This is a genomic window from Streptomyces sp. NBC_01431, assembly GCF_036231355.1.
Lineage (GTDB): Bacteria > Actinomycetota > Actinomycetes > Streptomycetales > Streptomycetaceae > Streptomyces.
On record NZ_CP109496.1, the window covers coordinates 3,303,598 to 3,323,752 of the forward strand.

Sequence of the window (20,155 nt, forward strand, 5' to 3'; positions counted from 1 at the left end):
GACACCACTCGCGCGCCCCGCACGCGCCGGGTCGGCCACCTCGCGCACCCAAGTCCAGCGGCGCACCCCCCGGCGCCGCCCCCGCGGCACCGACGCTGCCCTGACGCCGGTGCCGACGGCCCAGGGCCCCGTCGGCCTCCTGTACACATCTGCGTACGGGACGGCTACGGGGCCCTTCGCCTGCCGCCGGGTAGGGCTGTGGACTACGTACGGCTGACGGGGTGGCAGCCCTTCGAGCGGTCGGCGCTCAGCTCCCTGCGGTCGTACGGGTCGACGGGCGAGCCGCTCGGGGCGGGGCCCGAGGCGGTGGTGGCGTCGTGGAAGTCGGCGTGCAGATAGCCGTCGTTGACTCCGCACGCCGAGTTGGCGATGTTCTCGTCGGAGCGGACGATCCAGAGCTTTCCGGCGGTGCCCTCCTTCACGGCCGGGTCGGCCGCCTCGACGTCCAGGACGCGGCGCACGATCGTGCGGGCCACCGTCTCCGAGCCGGGCGCGGTCTGCTTCAGCGGGTAGACGAAGGTGTAGTCGGCGTGCACGGCGACTCCTCCCCCGTCGGCCTTGGCGAACGTCATCCGGCCCCGGGTCTTGACCACGTCCCCGACGGGCACGACCTCCTTGGGGTTGAACCGCGTGAACATCGACAGCGGGTCGTGTTCCTTGTCCGGCTTGGCCAAAGAGGTGTTGAGGAAGTCCACCTCGTCCTTCTCCTCGGGGTCGATGAGCCCGAGGGCCGTCTCGGGGCGGGCGCCGCGCAGGGTCGCGGGGGCGAGGTCGGCGTCGACCAGGAGGGCGCGGGTGTTGTTCAGGGCCGTGGCCACCTCCTCCTTGGACAGCCCGCCCACGGCGGTGGCCTCGGGCACCTCGATCCCGGCCGCGCCGTCCGCGTACTGGAGCGCGGGCGAGCCGCGGAAGGGTTCCGTGAGGGTGGGCCGGTCCGGGTCGAACGAGGCCGGGGCGGCGGTGGGAGCGGCGGTCTCCGGCGGCAGCTGGGCCGCCGGAGTGCCGCCGGAGGAGCCGCCGCCGGTCACAAGGGACAGCGCGCGGGACGGGTTCAGCGCGACGAGCAGCAGCGCGACGCAGCCCAGGATGCCCAGCACGCCCCCCATGCGGCGCCGGCGGTCGGCCCGACCGTTCATCTCCTGCCAGGCGGGGCCGGTCCGCCAGCCCGCCGGCTCGGTGCCGCGCCATGTGAGCTTGCGCCCGTCCTCGCGGTCGGCGCGCTCGGAGGCCTCCTCCTGCCTGCGCAGCCGCTCGGCCACCATGCGGGCCCGCGCCGAGGGCTCCTTGGGCGCGGAGGCCCGGATGTCCTGCTCGGTGTCGCGTACGAATTGCTCCCAGATCTCGTCCGGCAGCGAGGCGTCGCCCGACGGCTCCCCCGAGATCGGCGGCTTTTCGCTCACTGTGGCCCCTCTTGGCATGTTCTGTGCGGCACGGCTGGTCCGCGGCAGGGGTTCGACAGGCCGGGCGGGACGATGGTTGCGGCGGCGAAGAGGTGGCGTGGATCACATAAGGACTCCGTGAAGGCAGGACAACCCTTCACAGCGGTCACGGGTCATGCATGTGGAACCAACAGCCTCGCCCGCGTTCTGTCACGCCGGGCGGGGCTCCACCAGGTCTCCGTTTTCACGCGAGAGGCGCTGCACTCGGAGGGGGGTGCAGCGCCTCTTGTCGTTGAGTGGCGCGCCATAAGGGGCGGCGCGGGGAACTGCGCGAGGAGCCTCCCGCAAGCTCTCCCCGTTCGTTCGAGTAGGGAACCCCCGTCAGCCGGGGCGAAACTCATTCCACCGGGCGGAGCGCCACCCGCGCTCAGCTCTGCTTCGGCGGGACCGCGGGCATTCCCAGGAACGGCAGCTTCAGCGCGCCGAAAGCCTCGGCGGGCACGGCGGGGGACCTCGGCTCGACCGGAGCGAGCCGCACATAGGCCGCACCCTGCGCGGGACGCGGGTCCTCCTCGCCCTTGTTGGGCCAGAACGACATCGCGCGCTCGGCCTGCGCGGTGATCGTCAGGGACGGGTTCACGCCGAGGTTCGCGGAGACCGCCGCACCGTCGACCACCGAGATGCCGGGATGCCCGTACAGCCGCTGGTACGGGTCGATCACTCCGGCCTCGGCACGGTCGCCGATCGCACAGCCGCCCAGGAAGTGCGCGGTGAGCGGGGTGCCCATGAGCTCGCCGACGTTGGAGCCTGCGAAGCCGTTGATCTCCGCCGCGATCGCCGCCGCGCCCTGTGAAGCCGCCCTGATCTGCTTGGGGTTGGGCGCGCCGTGGCCCTGCTCGGCGGTCAGCAGGCCCTTGCCGACGCCGTCCGCCTTCAGATGGGTCGTGAGCGAATTGTCGAGCGACTGCATGACCAGGCCGATGATCGTCCGCTCGGACCAGCGGTGGTTGCTGATCGAACGCGCCAGGAGCAGGGGGTGCCTGGCCGCGCTGCCCAGCCAGTTGCGGACCCGGTTGGCTCCGTACGGCACCTGGAGGATCGACATGCTGCCCATCGCGTTCGAGCCCTTGCCGTAGCGGCACGGCTCGATGTGGGTGTTCTCGTCCGGATGGATCGAGGAGGTGATGGCGACCCCCCGGGTGAAGTCGACCCTGGGTGCGCCGTGCCGCTTGCGGTAGCGGCGGTCGGTGGTCTGCGCGCCGACCAGCGCCTCGGAGTTGGTACGGGTCAGCTCCCCCAACCGCTTGGAGATGTAAGGGAGTTGACCGCTCGACTTCATCCGGTGCAGCAGGGTCTGGGTGCCGTAGGTGCCGGCGGCGACGACGACCCGGCGTGCCGTGAAGAGGCGGCCCGCGGAGCTCTTGCGGTCGGTCGGCAGGGTCGCGATCGCGAAGCCGCCCCGCGAGTCCTCGGTCACCGAGACGGCAGTCGTCATCGGGTGGACCGTCGCGCCCGCCTTCTCGGCGAGGTAGAGGTAGTTCTCGTTCAGGGTGTTCTTCGCGCCGTGCCGGCAGCCCGTCATGCACTCGCCGCACTCGGTGCATGCCTTGCGGGACGGACCCGCGCCGCCGAAGTAGGGGTCGTCAACCGACGTTCCCGGCTTGGCTTTTGACGTACCGTCACCATCGTTGCCGTCACCGAAGAAGACGCCGACCGGCGCCATGTGGAAGCTGTCGCCGACCCCCATGCGCTGCGCGGCGGCCTTCAGATGGACGTCGGAGGGCGTCATCGTCGGGTTGAGCCGCACCCCGAGCATGCGCCGCGCCTGGTCGTAGTACGGCTTCAGCTCCTCCTGCCAGTCGGTGATGTCCTTCCACTGCGGGTCCTCGAAGAACTGCTTCGGTGGCACGTAGAGGGTGTTGGCGTAGTTGAGGGAGCCGCCGCCGACCCCGGCGCCCGCGAGCACCATCACGTTGCCCAGCACGTGGATGCGCTGGATGCCGTACATGCCGAGCCTGGGCGCCCACAGGTAGTTCTTCATGTCCCAGGAGTTCCTGGGCAGGGTGGCGGGGGTGAAGCGGCGGCCCGCCTCCAGGACGCCGACCCGGTAGCCCTTCTCGGTGAGCCGGAGCGCGCTCACCGAACCGCCGAAGCCCGAGCCGACCACGATGACGTCGTAGTCGTACGTGCCGTCCTCGTCCGGATTCTGGGCAGGGGGTACCTGGGACATGGCTCTCCTTGCGTGAAAAGGGGCTGCGGGAAGGCGGGTCGCCGGGAGGGTCAGCGCAGGCGCAGGGCCTTCATCGCCTTGAGGCTGCGGGTCATGAAGGCCGCGTACTTCTCGTCGTCCATGCCGAAGGAGGGGGCCAGCGGGATCAGGCGCTGCTGGGCGACGGTCTGGGCCTCGGTGTACTTGAGGATGCCCTCGGAGCCGTGCCGGCGGCCGAGCCCGGAGTCCTTCATGCCGCCCATCGGCGACTGGACGCTGCCGTACGCGGGGGCGTACCCCTCGTTGATGTTGACCGTGCCGGTGCGCAGCTTCGCCGCCACCTCGTGGCCGCGGCGCGAATCCTTCGTCCACACCGAGGAGTTGAGGCCGTACGCGGTGGCGTTGGCCTGCTCGACGACCGCGTCCTCGTCCGTGAAGCGGTAGACGGCGACGACCGGGCCGAAGGTCTCCTCGGCGCACACCGCCATTGGCGCCTCGACGCCCTCCAGGATGGTGGGCTCGTAGAAGAGCGGGCCGATGTCGGGCCGTGCCGTGCCGCCCGCGATGAGCTTGGCGCCCTTGGCGACGGCCTCCTCCACGTGCCGGGTGACGGTCTCCAGCTGGCGCTCGCCGACGAGCGAGCCCATGTCCGCTCCGTACGCGAGTGAGCGGCCGAGCCGCATCGCCTTCGTCCGGGCGGCGAACCGCTCAACGAAGGCGTCGGCGATCGATTCGTGAACGTACAGTCGCTCGATCGAGATGCAGAGCTGCCCGGCGGAGGAGAAGCAGGCGCGGACCGCGCCCGCGGACGCCTTCTCCACGTCGGCGTCGTGCAGCACGAGCATGGCGTTCTTGCCGCCCAACTCCAGGGATACGCCCACGAGTCGGGCCGCCGCGCCCTGCGCGACCTCGCGGCCGGTGCGGGTCGAGCCGGTGAAGGACACGTAGTCGGCGTGCCGCACGACCTCCGGGCCGACGACCGGCCCGTCCCCGAGGACGACCTGGAAGACCTCGGCGGGAAGGCCCGCCTCGATCAGGAGGTCGCGGGCCCACAGGGCGGTCAGCGCGGTTTCGGTGTCGGGCTTCATCACCACGGCGTTGCCGGAGACGAACGCGGGCAGCGCGTCGCCGATCGACAGCTCGAAGGGGTAGTTCCACGGCGCTATCTGCCCGACCACGCCGCGCGGCTGGCGCAGCTCGGTGACCTTGGTCAGCGTGGGCACGACTCCCGTGTGCCGCCTGGGCTTCAGATAGGCGGGAGCCTTGCGCCCGTAGTGACGGGCGGCGACGGCGACGGCCTGCACCTCTTCGTGCGCGTGCAGTCGCGCCTTGCCGGTCTCCAGCTGGATCAGGTCGAGCACCTCGGCCTGGCGGGCGAGTACGAGATCGTGGAAGCGCAGCAGCACGGCGGCGCGGGTCCGGACCGGCGTCGCGGCCCACGCGGGCTGCGCCTTGCGGGCGCGGGCGAAGGCCTCGGCCACGTCCTCGGGCGTGGACTCGGGCAGGTCGGCCAGCTTCTCGCCGGTGAACGGGGTGTGGTTGGCGGTCCGTCCGGAGCCGACCACACCTCGGGTGAGCTGGGCGACCAGCTGACCGCTGACCACGTCGGCGGCGGTGCGCGCGCCTGCGGGGGCCGGGGCTACCGGATTGGCGCCGGTGGGCTTGCGGGTGGTCGTGGGCGAGGCCTGCGAGTCCGTCATGGGGCGAGGGTATGCCTGGGCGGGCACTTTCGGTACCCGTCGGTAATAGGTTTTCGGACCCCCGGTAACCGCGCCAGCGATTGCTGGCTACGTATCCGCTGATCAGCGCCTTACGGCTGCCCGGACACGATGATCTCCCGCAAGTGGAACGGGCTGGGATCAATCAAGGCGCCGGTCCGCGGGCCGTGGTCGATGCCGCCCCGCGGACCTGTCGGCCTCACAGGTCGTGGATCTTCAGACCGTCCACGACCTGGCTGAACAGCGCCTCGCCGTCCTTCTCCGCCTTGCCCGCCGCGGGCATCGAGACCCGCAGCCGCCAGTAGCCGCTGCCCTTCCCGGGTACGAGCAGCTCGTGGTAGCGGTATCGCGTCGGATTGACGTCGCTGGAGGACAAGGGCGTGTAGTCGGTGACGAGGTCGTACGCCTTCCTGCCCTGGTGCTGCACCGTCCTGGTGGTCACCCTGCCGTTCTTGAACTCGGTGCCGTTCTGGCCGCCGCTCTCGTAGTACGCCTTCCACGCAGCGGGGTCCGCGGGCAGCGACTTGTCGTTCTTGGCGGTCTTGTCGGCGGCCGGGTCGAGCCGGTCGGCGTAGATCCTGAACACCGCGCTCGGGTCCGCGTATGTGACGTTGTCGCCCTCGGTGCCCTGGGTGCGCGCGTATTCCTCGGGCACGGCCATGTCCGCGTGCAGCACCTCGTTCTCCGGCCGCACCTGCCAGCCGGCGGGAAGCCCGCCACCGCCGAACGGATCGGTCAGGACCAGCGCAAGCACGACCGCGACGGCGAGCAGCCCGCCGCCGAACCCGTACTGGGCCGCCCGGTTGCCGACGAGCACCGGCGGCACCCAGCGGCTCCCGCCGGCCGGCGCCGGGCCGTCCGTGAGCAGCCGGGTCGCGGGGAGCGCGGCCGGCCCGGGGGCGGCCGCGGTTTCCAGGACCGCCCGTATCTCGGCGGCCCCCGGTCTGGCCGCCGGGTCCTTGCGCAGCAGCTGCATGACCAGGGTGCCGAACGGGCCGGAGCCCCGGGCGGGCAGCTGCGGTTCGGCGGAGAGCACCGCCTGGAGGGTCGCGGGGGTGTTGCTGCGGCGGTACGGCGACACGCCCTCGACCGCCGCGTACAGGACGACGCCGAGCGACCACAGATCGGACTCGGGGCCGGGCCGCTGTCCCAACACCCGTTCCGGGGCGATGAATTCGGGCGAACCGACGAACCCTCCGGTCTCGGTCAGGCCCTGCTCGCCCTCGACCTGGGCGATCCCGAAGTCGGTGAGCACGACCCGGTCGCCTCGCCCGAGCAGCACGTTGTCCGGCTTGACGTCCCGGTGCAGTACGCCCGCCTCGTGGGCGGCACAGAGCGCGCCGAGCACCGCGAGGCCGATCCTGGCCGCCTCGCGGACATCGAGGGTGCCCTCCTGGAGCCGGTCGGCGAGCGACTGGCCGCGGACGAGTTCCATCACGATCCACGGCCTGCCGTCCTCCAGGACGACATCGTGCACGGTGACCACGGACGGGTGGTCGATGCGGGCGGCGGCGCGGGCCTCGCGCTGCATGCGCAGGTGGACGTTGGCGCGCTCGCGGTCCCCGAGGTGATCCGGGACGCGCGGCTCCTTGACCGCCACATCACGGTCCACGACCTCGTCGCGCGCCCGCCAGACCGTGCCCATGCCGCCGTGCCCGAGCCGCCCCACCAGCCGGTAGCGTCCGCCGACCAGCCGCCCTGTGCCGTCGGCCGGTGTTTGCTGCTGGTGCTCCTGGTGCTGCCGTGTCGGCTCGTACGGCTTCTGTGGCGGCACCGGAGCAGGCGGCTCCGGGGGCCGCAGGCTGTAGCTGGTGGGCTCGTTCGCCCGTCCCCCATCGTTCGTCATGTCCACATCCTGACGAACCGCGGCGCACGGTGCCACATTGACAGATGTGCAGACGCACACCCGTGACAGAAGCGCCTCGCACCGGCGGGAAGAGCGTCAGGGCGCCGGAACGAAGGAGTCCAGCGCGGTGTCGAAGTTCCGCTTCGCCTCGTCGAGCCGGGCGAGCGGTGCCGAGACCCAGACGTCGTACATCCGCCCGAACTCGTCCCAGCACACGTCATAGGTGTGCCGGGCGCCCTCGGCTTTGGTGAAGCCGTTCCAGGTGAACTCCCACAGGGCCGCGTCCCGTCCGCGGTGGGTGGTCGCCGTGACCTTGCCATCGCGGTAACCGGGGTTGCTGGCGGGCCCGTTGGCGGCCGAGTCGCGCATCACGCCGAGCGGGCCGCCGGACACCGCGTTCTGGGTGCGGATGCCGATCCGCTGGGCGCCGTCCGCTGAGGTGTAGAACACGCGCTGGGTGTCCGTGGTACGGACATAGCCGTCGGGCAGAGCGAGAGCGAAGCCGTCCGGATCGCGTACGAAACGGTATCCGTCGGGCACGGGTGGCGGAGGCCGCCGCGGTGGCGGAGGAGGCGGCGGTGGCGGGCGCCACGACGCGTACGGCGGGGCCGCGTTCGCGCTCGGCGCGGCCGGGCTCACCGAACCGCCCGCCGTCTCCACGTCGCCGAGCGCGAAGAGCGCCACGGCCGCACCGGCCCCCGCCAGCACGATCACCAGGGCGGCCCCGACCAGCACGCTGCGGGCCTGCCACGCACGGCCGGCCGGAGCCGCCGAGGCGACGGGCGTCGCGGGCACCTCGACGGGAGGCGGCCGGTGGGCGACGCGCTCGGTCGGCACGTAGCGGGGAATCGGGGTGCTGCCCGTCGCCGCGAAAGTACGCAGCAGGGACTCCGCCTCCACCGCGCCGAGGCGGTGCGCCGGATCCCGCTCCAGGAGGCCCTGGACGACGGGCAGCAGCGGGCCCGCGGCCCGCGGCGGGCGGATCTCGTCCAGGACGACGGCGTGCAACACCCCGCCCAGCGAATCGCGGTGGAAGGGGGATTCGCCGCTCAGCGCCGCGCACAGCAGCGCGCCGAGCGACCACAGATCCGACTCCGGCCCCGCGCCCGCGCCCTGCATGCGCTCCGGCGCGGTGTACTCGGGTGAACCGACGAACGCGCCCTCCTCGCTGATCGTGGAGGCACCCGGCACCTGCGCGATCCCGAAGTCGGTGAGCACGACCCGGCCGGTGCCCTCCTCGATGAGCACGTTGGCGGGTTTGAGGTCGCGGTGGAGCACGCCCCGGGCGTGTGCGGTCGCAAGTGCGCCCAGGAGCGCGATCCCGATGCGCGCGGCCTCGCGCACCCCGACGGGCCCCGCCGAGCCGAGGCGGTCGGCGAGGGAGCCGCCGTCGACCAGTTCCATCACGATGTACGAACGCCCGCCCCGGGCCGCCCCGTCGGGCGCCTCCTCCACGACGTCGTGGACGACGATCACGTGCGGGTGCTTGATCTGGGCGACCGCGCGGGCCTCGCGCAGCGCGGCGGTGGCGGGCGCGCCACCCTCGGGGTGCAGTTCCTTGACGGCGACCTGACGGCCGAGGAGTTCGTCGTCCGCGCGCCAGACCGTGCCCATCCCGCCCCGGCCGAGCCGGTCGCGCAATCGGTAACGCCCCGCGATCAGACGGGAGTCGGAGTGCTGCCGGGGATCTCTTGGACCCTGGTCTTGGGACTGCGGCCGCGGTTCTCTCGGGTGCTGGCTTTCGGGCTGTCCCGCGGGATCTCTTGGATTCCGGCCTTCGAGCTGCTCCCGGGCATCTCTCGGATTCCGGCCTTCGAGCTGCTCCCGGGCATCTCTCGGACTCCGGCCTTCGAACCGCTCCCCGGGATCACTCGGATCCTGGTCTTCGAACCGCTCCCGGGGAGCTCTCGCATCATGGTCTGGTGTGGGCACCGGGTTCCCCCTCGATCTCCCCGCACGCGTTCGGGGCCCATCATGCCGCAGACCGGCCTGGCTCCGACGGCGTTCGCGTGAGCCCGGAAGACCCCGGTCAGCCGCCCGTCGCCGGTTTCGGCTGCCAGCCCTGGAGGACCGTGTCGAACTGCTGGCGCGTGGTGGCCCAGTCGTCGTCGGGCCCCGACATGTAGATCGCGTACTCGGGCTTCCCGCCGTCCGCGTAGTACATCTGGTCGATCGCGTGCCGCTTGCCGGGGAAGTCCACCTTCTCGACGTACGTGAACTCCCAGAGTGACGCATTCACCTGGTCCCGGAAGTTGTTGCCGTGCAGGGTGACCCGCTTGTACTGGGGCAGCCGGTCCTTGAGGGACTTCTCCATGTTGAGCATGTGCATGTACGGGTTCTCGAAGTCCGGCACCTTGGTCACACTGATCCGGATGCGGTGCTTGCCATTGTCCGGGGTGTAGTCGGTCTCGGAGCCGTCCATCTGGCGCTTCCAGCCCTTGGGCACGAGGAGGCTGAAGCCGAGCGGGTCCTTGACGCGCTGCCATCCGTCCGGCACCGAGGAGTCGCTGCCGCTGGGCTTGCCGGCCTCGGGGGTGCTGGGCGACGCGCTGGCGGCGGGCGGAGCGCCGACCGAACCTCCCTCGTCCTGCTGGTACTTCATGAACGCGTAGCCGGCGCCCACACCGACCACCGCGGCGAGCGCCACCACCAGAGCGACGGTCCGCCAGCGTCCGCGACGCGCCGGGGCCGCGGCAGGCACCGGGGATGGCGCCGGAGCGGGCACCGGGGTTGGCGCCGGGGCGGTCCGCTCGGGGCCGGTCTGCGACTGCGGTTGCGACTGCGGCGGTTGCTGTGGTTGCTGCTGCGGCTGCTGGGTGCGCTCGGTGGGCCCGGTCTGCCCGGTCTGCCCGGTCGGCGGCACCGCCGCCGAGCGCATCTCCGACTCGGACAGCTGACGGGTCGGCACATAGGCCTGCGCCGACCTGGAGGTACGCCCCTCCATCGCGTCGAGGAACATCCGCTCGGCCTCCTCGACCGAGGGCCGCTCCTCCGGCTTCTTGCGCAGCAGCGCGACGATGACGGGGGCCAGCGGGCCCGCTTGGTCCGGCGCCGGGGGCTCCTCGGCGACCACGGCCTGCATGGTGGAGATCGGCGAGTCGCGGCGGAAGGGCGACTCGCCCTGCACCGCGGCGTACAAGGTGGCGCCCAGCGACCACAGGTCGGAGGCGGGGCCGGGGTGGGCGCCCTGGACCCGCTCGGGCGCCAGATAGTCGATGGAGCCGACGAGTTCGCCGGTCCTGGTGATGGTGACGTCGCCCTCGATGGCGGCGATCCCGAAGTCGGTGAGCAACACCCGCCCGTCGCTGGCGAGCAGCACGTTGCCGGGCTTGACGTCGCGGTGCAGTACGCCCGCCGAGTGCGCGGCGCGCAGTGCGCCCAGGACGTGGAGACCGATCCGGGCGGCCTCGCGCGCCTCGATGCGGTGGCCTTCGGCGGCCTTGACCGCGTCGGCGAGGGACGGCCCGTCGACGTACTGCATGACGATCCACGGGCGGCTGTCGTGGTCGAGTACGTCGTGGACGGTGACGACGCCGGGGTGAGTGATGCGGGCGGCGGCGCGGGCCTCCTTCTGGGTGCGCGCGTGCAGCACCACCCGGTCGGCCTCGGACACGTACAGGGCCGCGGTGAGTTCCTTGACGGCTACGGTGCGGTGCAGCAGCTCATCGTGGGCACGCCAGACCTTGCCCATGCCGCCGCGGCCTATCGCGTCCCCGAGCCGATAGCGCCCGGCTAGCAACAGCCCCGTCCCGGAGCCGCTCGTGCTGTGAGTGTTTTCCACGTCCCCCGCCCGGCCAGACCTTCCCTACGGGGCCAGGTTACGGAGCGGAATCCGGCCAGGGAAGCTCGGGGCACCCAACCGTGACCATACGGACCGTTGGTCCCGCGATGATCGGGCCTTTCGCCTCTCGTGTCCGCTGCGCATAAGCGTTGATTCCCGTGCGGGCGGGGCGATTTCGGAGACTGCGCAGAGTGACGGTACGTCAGCGGATGGCTCGATAGGCACCGGTCGCCTGCCCGAATATTTCCGTGACCTTGTCGCGCTGCTCCTCCGGGCCGATGACCTGAACCACGTGATATCGGCCATTTATGATCATGGCCAGATTGCGCACGTACACCTGCCGCCCGCTGCTGTCGCGCCAGGTGAACTGCCCTTCGGCCATGGACTGCTGCCCCACGTCGATCCGCCGCAGCCCCGTCGACGTGGCCCAGCTGGAGTCCCGGAACGGCTGGAGTTCGCGCTCCTTGTTCGCCTGGTAGACCAGCGGATCCGAGCCGTTTTCCTGCACGGAGTCCCGCCCCGGCACGACGATCAGCGTGAAGTCACCGCCGACATAACGGACTTGCCCGGCATCGTTCAACGGCTGCCGCTGCCACGTCCTGTCGACGCCGACCTGGAACCCCTCGGCGTCCTTGCGCACGGCGTAACCAGTGGCGGGGGTGGGGCTCGGCCCACCGGGCCCGGTGGTCTGCGTCTGCTGGGAGGGCGGCGTGCCGCCGGGCGCGGGTGCCCGGGAGGCGCCGCCGGACTCCTGAGGGGGGCTCGACTGCGCACCGGTGTGCGGCGGGGTGGCGCTGCCCGTGTTCTGCGCGGAGCCGGACTTCGGCATGAACAGCACCGCGTACGCGACCGCCGCCGCGAGCAGCACCAGTATCAGCACCAGCAGCAGCCGGCCGAGCGACCGGGGTCTGGCGCGCCGCGGCGCGGGCCGGCTCTGCCGGTGCCGCCCGTGCTCGACGGGCGCGGCGGCGGTTCGGCGTCTGCGCCGCACGAGTTCGCCCCTGCGGCGCAGCACCGGAAGCCGCCTGGCGTCGGGGACGACCGGCGGGGCGATGCGGGTGCCCGCGTCCGGCTCCGGCGCCGAGCGCACCAGCGAGCGCAGCCAGCCCCGCAGCTCCTCGAACTCCGGTCGCTCGGTGGGGTCCTGGCGCAGCAGCGACTCGACGACGGGCCGCAGCGGCCCGCACTCCTCGGCGAACGCGGGCGGCTCCCCGCACACCATCTGGACGAGATCAGCCGCGCTCTCCTCCGGGTACGGGGCATGGCCCTGCACCGCGCGGAACAGCAGCGCGCCGAGCGCCCAGAGGTCGGTGGCCGGCCCGATCGGCGGCGCGAGCCGCCAGTTCTCGTGTATCGGTCCGGCCTGCTCGGGCGCCCACCGCTCGGTGACGGCCCCGACGACGACCATCCGGGTGTGCCGGGCCCGCTCGGCGGCCAGCCGGGTGTCGGGTCCGCGATAGGGCGCGGCGGCCGGTTCGGCGGCATGCCCCGAGCCGGGCCCCGGCGGCTGACTCCGGGATCCGCGCTCCGGCGCGGGCCCCTGCTCCGGACTCCTGGCCCACCCCCGTGCGCCCCGGCGCTCCTCGGCCGGGCTGGCCGTCGGCGTACTGGGGTGCGGCCGACGCTGCGAGTCGGCCCGGAAGGCATCGGCCCGGAACCCGGGCGGCAACGCGGGAGTCCGAGGCGCAGGCCCAGCCCCGGCGGGCGGCAGCGCGGAGCGCCGGGGCGCAGGCTCGGCCCCGGCGGGCGGCAGCTCGGGAGTCCGGGGGGTCGGCCCAGCCCCCGCGGACGGCAGCTCGGGGCTCCCTGCTCCTGAACCGGTGGGCGTGCGCCCGGCACCGGAAGGCGGCGCAAAGGGCCACGGCGCGGGGCCAGCCCCCGCGGGCGGCACCGCGGCAGTCCCAGGCACGGACCCAGCCCCCGCGGACGGCAGCTCGGGGCTCCCTGCTTCCGAACCGGTGGGCGCGTGCGCGGCGTCGGTGTCGGCCTGCCGGGGTATCGGCCGGGGCACCCAGCGGCCGGTCACCGGGTCGTACTGGCGGCGTGTGCGACCCGAGTCCGGGCCGTCGCCCTCGGCGTACGGACTCGCGGCGGCTCCGCTCGGCACCCGCACGCCACGTACGGGGTCGTACACGCCCTGGTCACGGGAGCTTCCCAGGTCGCTCCGGCCGCCCGGTTCGGGAGCGGCGGCGCTCGCACCGTCAGGCTCCGCACCCCGCCGGTCCGGAAGCTGACCTTCCGCCCCCGTGCGCGCCGCGGCCCCGGCCCGGTAGGCGGCGACCACCCCGGCCCGCGCACCGGCCCCGGGCGGCGCGGGGCGGGGTCCCTGAACCTGCTGCCGCTCCGGATCTCGCCCTGAATCGACGTACGGCGTCGGCTCGTTGAGGCCGTGATCCGCCGAGGGAGCCGGCGGGGTCGGAGGAGCCGGCGCCGTGGCTGGCGGCGGGCTCTCGCCGAAACCGTCTCCTTCCGGCGGGAGCGGCACGCCGACGTACCCGCAGAGCGCCTCCTGCGCCGCGCCCACCGCGAGGCCGGTCAGCACGACCCGCCCGTCATCGCATATCAACACCGTACGGGCGGTGATGTTGCGATGCGTCCAGCCGTGCGCGTGCAGCACCCGCAGCGCGGTCAGCACGTCGGCGGCGACCTCCGCCGCACGGAACGGATTCATCGGCCGCTCGGCGAGCAGCGCCGACAGCGGGCGCGCGGCGACGAGTTCACTGACGATCCACAGCGAACCGTCCTCCGCGAACACGTCGAAGACCTGGTCGAGCCGGGGATGGTCGGGGATCTGCGCCGCCGCCTGCGCCGCCTCGACGGCCCGCCGCACCGCCGGCTCCGCGGGCTGCCGGGTGGTCCGTCCGTAGCCGGGCGCACCGCCGTACCCGCTCGCGCCGCCGCTCATATGGGCGTCGGGCGTCCCGTAGGAGTCGTCGTCGAGCACCTCGGCGTCGACGACCTCCGGCAACGGCACCTGCCGCACCAGGACTTCCTGCCCGCTGTACGTATCGAAGGCGCGCGTTTCGGCCTGTTCGTACGCGTCGTCGGAGGGCAGCGGCAGCCGGTAGCGGCCGGCGAGCACCCGGCCCGCGTAGTCGTCCACGACGCCTCCCCACAGCGCGCTGTTCCCCCGGACCTCAGCCCCGCAGCCTCGCCACATTCCGTCAATTCCGGTCGATTACCGGCCACTTGCGGCTGCGTACGGTCCGCGAGTTCTCACGATACGTGGCCCCGCCGCATCACGTCCGGGGGATACCCGTTTCCCGGGCGGCCAGCCCCTGCCCGTGCGGGCGGCGGCTCATGCGGGCTTGAAGGTGGCGAAGAGCGCGGCCAGCGTCTGCTGCGTCTCCGGCTTCGCCCAGTCCTGGTCCTTGGCCGAGAACATGATTCCGTAGCCCTGCTTGGAGCTGACCACGAACCCCCGGTCCACCGAGTGGTACCTCGTTCCGCTGTCGTCGTAGGTGAATTCCCAGTCGGCCGTGGGCCAGCCCCGGTAATCCACCCCAGCTATCTTGACCCGTTTGTAACCGGCCCTCGTCATGGAGGACTCCTGGTCCGTCCAGTCGGCGACCGGGTCCGACTTCGGCGTGTCGGTCCAACCGATGAGGAGACGCTGCCCGTTGGGGCCGGTGAAGCGCGCGCCCGCGTCGTCGGTCGACTTGTACGACCAGCCCGCGGGCAGTCCTATGGTGAAGCCCTGGCTGTGGTGGTAGGGGGTGGTGGCCACGGTGCCCGTCGCACCGCCCTTGCCGCCGTCACCATTGCCGTCGCCATTGCCGCTGCCGCTGCTGTCGCTGGTCTTCCCGTCGTCGCTCTTGCCGTCGCCCTGTCCGGCCGTCGCCGGGGAGCCGCTGCCGGACGGCGAGTTCCCGCCCGACGACTTCTGGCCGCCGGATCCGCCCTTGCTGCTCGCCGGGAAACCTCCGGCCACGGGCCCGCTGGCCGTGGCCTTGTCGCCCTTGGGCTTACCCGCGGAATCGTCGCCACCGCCGAGCACGACGGCGAGCACCGTGCCGAGTATGGCGAGGGCCGCCACTACGGCGATGATCACGAGGGTGCGGCGCGGCACGACATCGGTGAGCGGGGCGCGCGGCGGCGGAACCGGACCGGTCGGCACGGCCGACGACTTCGACCGCGCGGCCACGGCCTTCGTCCGTACGTCCCGCGCCTCTCGGGCGCCCTGCGCCTTCTCCTTGGCCGAAGCCTTCGCCTCGGCGGCCGCGTTGCGCACGGACTTGAGCGCGCCCCGCAGACGGTCGGCGGTCGCGTCGGTCCTCGGCTCACCGGGGAGCGGCGGCAGCGGAACCACCCGCGTCGCTTCGGGCGACTCCGGCTCGGGGGCGGGGGCCGGGCGGTCCGGGGCGTTCAGCACCTCGGTGAGCAGCTTGCGCGCGGCGGTGTTGTCGAGCCGCTGTGCCGGGTCCTTGGCGAGCAGGCCGTAGATGACCTGCTCAAGGAGCGGCCCCGCGTTCTTGGGCGGGTCGACCGGTTCGGTCATCACCGCGGTCAGCGTCGCGATCGCCGAGCCCTTGTCGTACGGCGGTACGCCTTCGACGCTCGCGTACAGCAGCCCGCCCAGCGACCAGAGGTCGGCGGCGGGACCGGGCTTGTGGCCGCGGGCCCGCTCGGGCGAGATGTACGACGGCGCGCCGACGAGCATGCCGGTGGAGGTGATGGAAGGGTCGCCCTCCACCTGGGCGATGCCGAAGTCGGTCAGCACGACCCGGCCGTCCTCGGCGATCAGCACGTTGGACGGCTTGACGTCGCGGTGCAGGATGCCTTCCCGGTGCGCGGAACGCAGCACGTCGAGGATCGCGAGCCCCACCTCGGCGGCCCGTCGCGGCGTCAGCGTGCCGTCCTCGCGCACCGCTTCGGCGAGCGACTTGCCCTCGACGAGCTCCATCACGATCCACGGCCGGTCGTCCTCGTCCACGACGTCGTAGACGGTCACCGCCGCGGTGTTGCGGATCCGGGCGATCGCCTTGGCCTCGCGCAGGGTACGCGTGATGAGTCGGCGCTTCTCGTCCTCGTCAATGCTGGAGGGGAACCGCAGTTCCTTCACGGCGACGGTCCGACCGAGCGTCTCGTCCACCGCCCGCCAGACGGTCCCCATCCCGCCACGTCCGAGCACCCCGCCCAGCCGGTACCGCCCAGCGAGCAACCGCCCTTCCCCACCGCGGGAGTCGACGGCCTTGGCAGCGGCCCCCTTGGACTCGTCAGCCTTGGCAGCGGGCTTGGCAACAGCACCGCTCGGCGCGGCAGCAGGCTTGGGTGTCGACTTCGAGTCGGCAGCGGGCTTGGATATCGGCTTCGAGTCGGCAGCGGGCTCGGCAACCGGCTTGCCGTCAGACCCACCCGCACCAGACCCGCCGTCAGCCGCACCGCCACCGCGTCCCGCACCCGCAGCCCGAGGGCTCGGCTTGGTCTTCGGGGCGGGTGCGTTCTGTCCGGCGTCCGGTACAGCCGCGCCCGGCTTGGCCTGCGGCGCCCGAGGGCCTGGCTTGTCTTCCGGGGCGGCGGCATCCCGCTTCGTGCCCGGCGCACTCGCACCGGACTTGGCGTCACCCGATCCGGGGTCCGCCGTGCTCCCCGCACCGGCGTCGCCCCGCGCCGCGTCCTCACCGCGCTTGGTGTCCGCACCCGACTTGGACACGGCGGCACCCCGCCCGGCTTCGGCGGCACCGGTATCCGCACGCTCGGCGGGCGCCGACGACGCCCCCGGTTCCTGTCGCTCGTCCCGCTGAGGTTCCCGCGACTGCTCCGCCTCCGACATGCGTCCCCTCTGCGATTCCTGATCTTCGCCCGCGCCGGCTTCGGCCCGCGGCCTGCCGCGACCCGCCCTCATGGAGGCGGGCCCGGCTCACCGCTCCGACCTGCTTGTCCTGCCGGATGCCCGGCCGCGCCGGCGCCGCTGTCGAACGCGGCGTCCGCGCGAGGCCCGTAACCCGCCCTGGCAGAGCCCCCATTGTCCCTCACGCTGGGACCGGCGATGGTCCCGGGTCCGCCGCGCCCCCGTTCCCGCCCCCGTTCCCTAGACCGGTGCGATGTCCGGGGCGCCGAGGCGGGCCGCGTCCGCCGTCAGGTCGTCCGGCTGGCGCTGCGATTCCCGCTCGGCCTCCACCCGCTTCTCGTAGTGCTCCACCTCCTTCTCGATCTGCTTGGTGTCCCAGCCGAGCACCGGTGCCATCAACTCCGCGCACTCCCGGGCCGAGCGCGTCCCCCGGTCGAAGGTCTCGATCGAGATCCGGGTCCGGCGGGTCAGGACGTCGTCGAGATGGCGGGCGCCCTCGTGCGAGGCGGCGTAGACGATCTCGGCGCGCAGATAGTCGTCGGCCGCGGCGAGCGGCTCACCGAGCGAGGGATCGGCGGTGATCAGCTCCAGGAGGTCCTCGGCCATCGAGCCGTACCGGTTCAACAGGTGCTCCACGCGCACCACATGGAGCCCGGTGCTCGCCGCGATCCTCGCCCTGGCGTTCCACAGCGCCTTGTATCCCTCGGCGCCGAGCAGCGGAATGTCCTCGGTGACACAGGCCGCCACCCGCTGGTCCAGGGCGTGCACCGCCTCGTCGACGGCGTCCTTCGCCATCACCCGGTACGTCGTGTACTTGCCGCCCGCCACGACCACGAGTCCCGGCACCGGGTGCGCGACGGTGTGCTCGCGCGAGAGCTTGCTGGTCGCGTCCGACTCCCCGGCGAGCAGCGGCCGCAGACCCGCGTACACGCCCTGGACGTCGTCCCGGGTCAGAGGCACCGCCAGCACCGAATTGACGTGTTCGAGGAGGTAGTCGATGTCGGCGCTCGATGCGGCCGGATGCGCCTTGTCGAGATCCCAGTCGGTGTCGGTGGTGCCGACGATCCAGTGCCGGCCCCAGGGGATGACGAAGAGCACGGACTTCTCGGTCCGCAGGATCAGCCCGGTATTCGAGTGGATCCGGTCCTTGGGCACCACCAGGTGGATGCCCTTGGAGGCCCGTACATGGAACTGCCCCCTCTCTCCGATCAGCGCCTGGGTGTCGTCGGTCCACACCCCCGTCGCGTTGACGACCTGCTTGGCGCGGATCTCGTACTCCCCGCCCGCTTCTCCATCCTGCACCCTGGCACCGACAACGCGTTCGCCCTCGCGCAGGAAGCCCACCACCCGGGCCCGGTTGGCGACGTGCGCACCGTATGAGGCGGCGGTGCGCACCAGGGTGGTCACATAGCGGGCGTCGTCCATCTGCGCGTCGTAGTACTGCAGAGCCCCGATCAGCGCGTCCTTCTTCAACCCGGGGGCGACGCGCAGCGCGTGGCGACGACTCAGGTGACGGTGCATCGGCAGACCCCTGCCGTGCCCCGATGACATGGACATCGCGTCGTAGAGCGCCACGCCCGATCCCGCGTACAGCCGCTCCCACCCCTTGTGCTGCAACGGGTAGAGGAACGGCACCGGCTTCACCAGGTGCGGAGCGAGCCGTTCCAGGAGCAGGCCGCGCTCCTTGAGCGCTTCGCGTACGAGCGCGAAGTCGAGCATTTCCAGATAGCGCAGCCCGCCGTGGATCAGCTTGCTGGAACGGCTCGACGTGCCCGACGCCCAGTCACGCGCCTCGACCAGGCCGGTGACCAGTCCACGGGTCGCCGCGTCGAGTGCCGTGCCCGCTCCGACCACCCCCGCGCCCACGACCAGCACGTCGAGCTCGCGCTCGGCCAAGGCGGCGAGTGCATGTGCGCGCTGCTCGGGTCCCAGTGTCGCTGTCCTCACGGCTTGCCTCCCGTTGGATCGGGGTGGTTCCGCAGACCGGGTGGTCTGGCTCACACCCTCGATTCTGGCCGGGACCACCGAGATCGGCCACCGCCTGTGGACAACACTCGGGCGGCCTCGCCCGCGCAATGCCGTAAATCAGTCATATTTCCTCTTAGTCTGACATTCCGCACGCCCATTCTGTCCACAGGGCTTGCGCTCCATGTCCCCTCCGGCTAAGGGAAAGGACGGCCAACATGCCCGCAGACCTCGCCGTCATCGGACTCGGCCACCTGGGCCTGCCCCTCGCCCAAGCCGCCGTCGCCGCCGGCATCCAGACCGTCGGCCATGACACCGATCCGCGCACCATCGCGGAACTCAACGCGGGACGCACCCCCGTCGACGGCTCGCTCACCCCCGCCGACCTGCGCCGGATGCTCTCGGGGGGCTTCCGGACCGCCACCGACCCCGCGGAACTCGGCCGGGTCCGTACCGCCGTCATCTGCGCGCCCGCCCGCCTCGCCGCCGACCGCACCCTCGACCTCAGTGCGGTCGCCGAGGCGGCCCGCGCGCTCGCCGGGCGGCTGCGCCCGCACACCACCGTCATCCTGGAGTCGGCCGGACACCCCGGAACCACCGGGGAGTTCGTCCGCCCGATCCTCGAAGAGGGCTCGGGCCTGCGGGCCGGGCGCGACTTCCACCTCGCCTGTTCGCCCAGCCGCGTCGAGCCCGGCAACCGCACCCACCCCTACGCGGCCATCCCCAAGGTCATCGGCGGCCTCACCCCCGCCTGCACCGAATCGGCCGCCGCGTTCTACGGCCGGCTCACCGACAAGGTGGTGCGCGCCCGGGGGCTGCGCGAGGCCGAGATGTCCAAGCTTCTGGAAACCAACTTCCGGCACGTCAACATCGCCCTGGTCAACGAAATGGCGGTGCTCTGCCACGACATGGGCGTCGACCTGTGGGACGTCATCCGCTGTGCGGAGACCAAGCCGTTCGGCTTCCAGGCCTTCAGGCCCGGTCCGGGCGTCGGCGGTCACGGCATCCCGCTCGACCCCGCCCCGCTCCCCTACGCGGGCCTGCGCATGGTCGGTCTCGCCCGCGAGATCAACGCGCACATGCCCAGCTACGTCATCCAGCGCTCCACCGCGCTCCTCAACGAGCACGGCAAGTCGGCCCGCGGCGCCCGCGTCCTGCTGCTCGGCGTCACCTACAAGCCGGACTCACCCGACCAGGAGGGCTCGCCCGCCCACGAGATCGCCGGACGGCTGATGGATCTGGGCGCCCAGATCACGTACCACGATCCGCACGTGCCCACCTGGCGCGTGCGCGACCAGCCGGTTCCGCGCGCGGACTCGCTGTACGAGGCCGCCGCCCACGCCGATCTGACCGTGCTGCTCCAGCACCACCGCACGTACGACCTCCAGGGCCTCGCGGTCAAGGCGCAGCTCCTCCTGGACACCCGCGGCGCGACCCCGGCGGGAGCCGCCCACCGGCTCTGAATC

General features: G+C 72.4%; 10 protein-coding genes. 1 reads left to right on the forward strand and 9 read right to left on the reverse strand.

The window, feature by feature from the left end:
- Window positions 1–203: 203 nt before the first annotated feature.
- From OG522_RS15060 to OG522_RS15100, 9 genes are all read right to left on the reverse strand, one after another.
- Entirely contained in the window at window positions 204–1,400 is a 1,197-nt protein-coding gene (locus tag OG522_RS15060) for a hypothetical protein (protein ID WP_329463505.1), read from the reverse strand.
- Between the two features lie 406 nt (window positions 1,401–1,806).
- Window positions 1,807–3,609 (reverse strand): GMC family oxidoreductase, encoded by a 1,803-nt coding sequence (locus OG522_RS15065; RefSeq protein ID WP_329463506.1) that lies wholly within the window; start codon window positions 3,607–3,609, stop codon window positions 1,807–1,809.
- A gap of 50 nt (window positions 3,610–3,659) precedes the next feature.
- Window positions 3,660–5,288 carry a succinic semialdehyde dehydrogenase gene (locus tag OG522_RS15070; protein WP_329463507.1) on the reverse strand — a complete coding sequence of 543 codons (1,629 nt, stop codon included), beginning with the start codon at window positions 5,286–5,288 and terminating at the stop codon, window positions 3,660–3,662.
- Between the two features lie 217 nt (window positions 5,289–5,505).
- On the reverse strand, window positions 5,506–7,152 hold the full coding sequence (locus OG522_RS15075; RefSeq protein WP_329463508.1) for a serine/threonine-protein kinase: 1,647 nt from the start codon (window positions 7,150–7,152) through the stop codon (window positions 5,506–5,508).
- 96 nt (window positions 7,153–7,248) lie between these two features.
- A complete protein-coding gene (locus OG522_RS15080) occupies window positions 7,249–8,793 on the reverse strand; it encodes a serine/threonine-protein kinase (protein ID WP_329463510.1) in 1,545 nt (514 codons plus the stop codon).
- A 388-nt stretch (window positions 8,794–9,181) separates the two neighbouring features.
- Window positions 9,182–10,933 (reverse strand): serine/threonine-protein kinase, encoded by a 1,752-nt coding sequence (locus OG522_RS15085; protein ID WP_329463511.1) that lies wholly within the window; start codon window positions 10,931–10,933, stop codon window positions 9,182–9,184.
- Between the two features lie 202 nt (window positions 10,934–11,135).
- On the reverse strand, window positions 11,136–14,036 hold the full coding sequence (locus OG522_RS15090; protein ID WP_329463512.1) for a protein kinase: 2,901 nt from the start codon (window positions 14,034–14,036) through the stop codon (window positions 11,136–11,138).
- Window positions 14,037–14,231: 195 nt separating this feature from the next.
- Window positions 14,232–16,706 (reverse strand): protein kinase domain-containing protein, encoded by a 2,475-nt coding sequence (locus OG522_RS15095; RefSeq protein WP_443074704.1) that lies wholly within the window; start codon window positions 16,704–16,706, stop codon window positions 14,232–14,234.
- 258 nt (window positions 16,707–16,964) lie between these two features.
- The gene (locus OG522_RS15100) at window positions 16,965–18,671 is read right to left on the reverse strand and encodes a glycerol-3-phosphate dehydrogenase/oxidase (protein WP_329463513.1); all 1,707 of its coding nucleotides are present in this window, start codon (window positions 18,669–18,671) and stop codon (window positions 16,965–16,967) included.
- A 236-nt stretch (window positions 18,672–18,907) separates the two neighbouring features.
- Between OG522_RS15100 and OG522_RS15105 the strand changes: the two genes are divergently transcribed.
- A complete protein-coding gene (locus OG522_RS15105) occupies window positions 18,908–20,152 on the forward strand; it encodes a nucleotide sugar dehydrogenase (RefSeq protein ID WP_329463514.1) in 1,245 nt (414 codons plus the stop codon).
- Window positions 20,153–20,155: the final 3 nt, after the last annotated feature.